This is a genomic window from Polynucleobacter sp. 35-46-11, assembly GCF_002281105.1.
The window spans coordinates 1-3716 of sequence record NZ_NCFJ01000245.1 but is presented as its reverse complement, the minus strand read 5'-3'; the positions used below and the strand labels follow the sequence as shown (position 1 = coordinate 3716).

The following is a 3716-nucleotide window of genomic DNA, read 5'->3' as shown; positions in this document are numbered from 1 at the left end:
AAGAGAACGGGTTCGGTAGAGGTTTATGGCAACCAAACGATTGCCATGCCAACCTATAGGATTGCTCGGCTTGGTGTTGGTTTTTGTCCTGAGGAGCGCGGCATCTTTGCTAGCTTAAGTGCCGAAGAGAATTTATTGTTGTTGCCTGAGATCGCCCCTGGCGGCATGGGTTTGGATGAGATTTATGAAATGTTTCCCAACCTGTATGAGCGACGCAATAGTCCAGGCACAAGACTCTCGGGTGGCGAGCAGCAGATGCTTGCAATGGCACGCATTTTGAGGACGGGTGCCAAATTACTGTTGCTGGATGAAATTACCGAAGGTTTGGCGCCGGTGATTGTTCAAAAGTTGGGTGAGGTGGTAACAAGCTTACGTAACAAAGGCTTCACTATTGTGTTGGTGGAGCAAAACTTCCGATTTGCTGCACCTCTAGCAGATCGTCATTATGTGGTTGAACATGGCAATGTGGTCGAGGTTGTCAATCAAAGTGAGTTGGCTGAGAAGGCAAGCTTGTTAAATGAGTATCTTGGTGTTTAGCAGTTATTTATAGGAGACCTAAATGAAGTTAAAGCAAATTACTGCGTGTCTGGTGGCGGCAACCTTTTTTGGTTCAAACCCAGCATTCGCGCAAACATCTAAAGTAAGTGGTGATGTAATCAAGATTGGTGTTTTAACTGACCTTTCTTCTACCTATTCTGATTTGGCTGGTCCTGGCGCGGTGATTGCCGCAAAAATGGCAATTGCCGACTTCTCAAAAGATGGCACTGTTATTGGCAAGAAGATTGAGCTTGTTAGTGCCGACCATCAGAACAAAGCAGATATTGCCGCCAACAAAGCGCGCGAGTGGTATGACAAAGACGGTGTTGATGTGATTGTTGAGTTGGTTTCGACCAACGTTGCACTTGCTGTCATGGAAGTCGCGGAACAAAAGAACAAGATTACTTTGGTGTCTGGTGCAGCATCATTACCAATTACCAATGAAAAATGTACTGCTAATAACGTGCATTGGACTTATGACACCTATGCGCTTTCAAACGGTACCGCTAAAGCAGTTGTTAAGCAGGGCAAAAAGAATTGGTACTTCTTGACTGCTGACTATGCTTTCGGAGCAGCCCTAGAGAAAGACTCAACCAATGTTGTTAATGCCAACGGCGGCAAAGTGCTTGGTACAAGTAAGCACCCATTCCCTAATAGCGACTTCTCTTCATACTTGCTGAAGGCTCAGGCCAGTGGCGCAGATGTTGTTGCATTAGCAAATGCTGGTCAAGACACCATCAACTCCGTTAAACAAGCCTCCGAGTTTGGTATCAATAAAAAACAAACCGTTGTTCCTTTGCTCATGTTTATTTCTGATGTTCACTCTTTGGGTTTGAATGCAGCCCAAGGTATGTACCTAACAGAAGGCTTCTACTGGGATAGAGATGAGAAGACCCGCGCGTTTGCCAAACGCTTTATCTTGCAGCATAAGCGGATGCCAACCAGCGTTCAAGCTGGCGTCTATTCATCAGTTCTTGCTTACTTAGCTGCAGTTCAAAAGGCTGGCACAGATGATACTCAGGCAGTAATGAAGGCCTTGAGATCAACCAACATTGACGATGGATTATTCAAAGGAAAAATCCGTGCCGATGGTAAGTTTGAACATGACATGTATTTGCTCGAAGTGAAGAAGCCATCTGAATCTAAGAGCCCATGGGATTATTACAACGTCAAAGCGGTGATTCCGGCTGCTGAGGCAACACAACCACTTTCATTGTCACGATGCAAGTTGGTTACTAACAAGTAATCCATTTCTAATTAAGCATGTTTGAACTTCTTGGAATTACCCCACAAGGGCTGGTTGCTCAGCTCTTGGTGGGGCTTATCAATGGCTCCTTTTACGCCATTTTGAGTTTGGGTTTGGCCATTATTTTTGGCCTACTCAACATCATCAATTTTTCCCATGGTGCTCAATACACGATGGGTGCATTTGTTGCATGGATTGGTTTAACTCAAGTAGGTCAATGGTTTGGCTTTCCTGAGTTTTCTATTAATTATTGGTTTGCATTAATTTTGGTGCCCTTGGTTATGGCGGGCTTTGGTTTGATTCTTGAGCGCACCATGCTCAAGCGCCTTTACCACCTAGATCACTTATATGGCCTTTTATTAACTTTTGGTTTGGCGCTCATTATTGAGGGAATGTTCCGTCATTGGTATGGAATTTCTGGTGAGAGCTATCCAGCCCCAGAGATATTGCAGGGTGCCATCCCATTAGAGTCGATTGGCATCATCTTGCCTAAATATCGTTTGTGGGTTGTAGTTGCTTCTCTAGTGGTTTGCTTCTCTACTTGGTATGTTATTGAGAGAACGAAATTGGGTTCCTATCTTCGTGCTGGAACTGAAAACCCAAAACTACTCCAAGCATTTGGCATCAATGTGCCTTTAATGATTTCTTTGGCCTATGCTTATGGCGTCGGTCTTGCCGGCTTTGCTGGTGTTTTGGCTGCACCAATTTTTCAAGTGAATCCATTGATGGGCTCGAATCTCATCATTGTGGTTTTTGCGGTTGTTGTGATTGGTGGCATGGGTTCTATTATGGGATCCATTTTGACCGGCCTAGCGTTAGGCTTAATTGAAGGTCTAACTAAAGTTTTTTATCCAGAAGCATCTGGCGTAGTTATTTTCGTAATCATGGCAATTGTTTTGCTTATTCGTCCTGCTGGACTTTTCGGCCGGGAGAAATAAGTTGAACTCAAAAACAAAATTACTGTACGGCATTCTAGTTTTAATTGCCCTGTTACTGCCCTTCCAAGATTTCATTTATCTTGTGTTTGCAATGAAGGTTTTATGTTTCGCACTCTTTGCTTGCGCCTTCAATTTGTTGCTGGGCTTTACTGGCCTTCTTTCTTTTGGGCATGCAGCATTTTTTGGAACCTCTGCTTACATTACCGCGTATCTTTGCAAAGAGGCTGGGCTGTCCCCTGAGTTTGGAATTGCTTTGGGTGTTCTTGGCTCAGCTTTCTTGGGCTTTTTAATTGGCTCTTTAGCAATTCGCAGGCAAGGTATTTATTTTGCAATGGTTACGCTTGCTCTTTCTCAAATGGTCTACTTCCTCGCAGTGCAGCTTCCCTTTACTGGTGGTGAGGATGGTATTCAGGGTGTACCACGGGGCATGTTGTTTGGTTTGATTGACTTAAAAGATGACGTCAGCATGTATTACTTTGTTCTAGCTGTTTTCTTGCTGGGGTTTGCGTTGATCGTTCGTACCGTGCACTCACCGTTTGGTCAGGTCTTAAAAGCTATTCGTGAAAATGAGCCGCGTGCAGTGTCTTTGGGTTATGACGTTGATCGTTTTAAGTTAATTTCTTTTGTAATTTCTGCTGCGCTCGCCGGCCTTGCGGGCTCCTTGAAAACACTGGTTTTCCAGTTGGCAACCTTGACCGATGTGCATTGGCATATGTCTGGCGAAGTGGTTTTGATGACCTTGCTCGGCGGCATGGGAACCATTCTTGGTCCAGTGGTCGGCGCCGGTATTGTTGTTGGCTTACAAAATTACTTGGCCAATATTGGCTCCTGGAGCACCATTGCAACGGGATTCATTTTTGTAATTTGCGTCTTAGCTTTCCGTCGTGGAGTTGTTGGTGAAATCACTCATCTCTTTAAGAAAAAAAGCTGAATTAGTTTTTTCTTATTAGTATTTAGTACGGCGCTTCGGCGCCGTACTCATTTAAGTTTCGCAG

The 3716-nt window shown here is 44.4% G+C and carries 4 protein-coding genes; all 4 read left to right on the top strand.

Annotated features, from left to right (window positions below; genetic code table 11):
* The coding region (locus B7Y67_RS12790; RefSeq protein WP_293598978.1) for an ABC transporter ATP-binding protein at positions 1–537 on the top strand (537 nt) is incomplete at its 5' end.
* A gap of 22 nt (positions 538–559) precedes the next feature.
* Positions 560–1783, top strand: a complete 1224-nt coding sequence (locus tag B7Y67_RS12785) for an ABC transporter substrate-binding protein (protein WP_215387012.1) — start codon at positions 560–562, stop codon at positions 1781–1783.
* A gap of 17 nt (positions 1784–1800) precedes the next feature.
* Complete coding sequence (locus B7Y67_RS12780) at positions 1801–2721, top strand: branched-chain amino acid ABC transporter permease (RefSeq protein ID WP_215302320.1); 921 nt, start codon at positions 1801–1803, stop codon at positions 2719–2721.
* 1 nt (position 2722) lies between these two features.
* Positions 2723–3652 (top strand): branched-chain amino acid ABC transporter permease, encoded by a 930-nt coding sequence (locus B7Y67_RS12775; RefSeq protein WP_293598977.1) that lies wholly within the window; start codon positions 2723–2725, stop codon positions 3650–3652.
* Positions 3653–3716 lie beyond the last annotated feature (64 nt).

What these genes read in the sequence shown, in the direction of transcription:
- B7Y67_RS12780 (WP_215302320.1), top strand. Translation starts at nt 1,801, where the DNA reads ATGTTTGAACTTCTTGGAATTACCCCACAAGGGCTGGTTGCTCAGCTC.
- B7Y67_RS12785 (WP_215387012.1), top strand. Translation starts at nt 560, where the DNA reads ATGAAGTTAAAGCAAATTACTGCGTGTCTGGTGGCGGCAACCTTTTTT.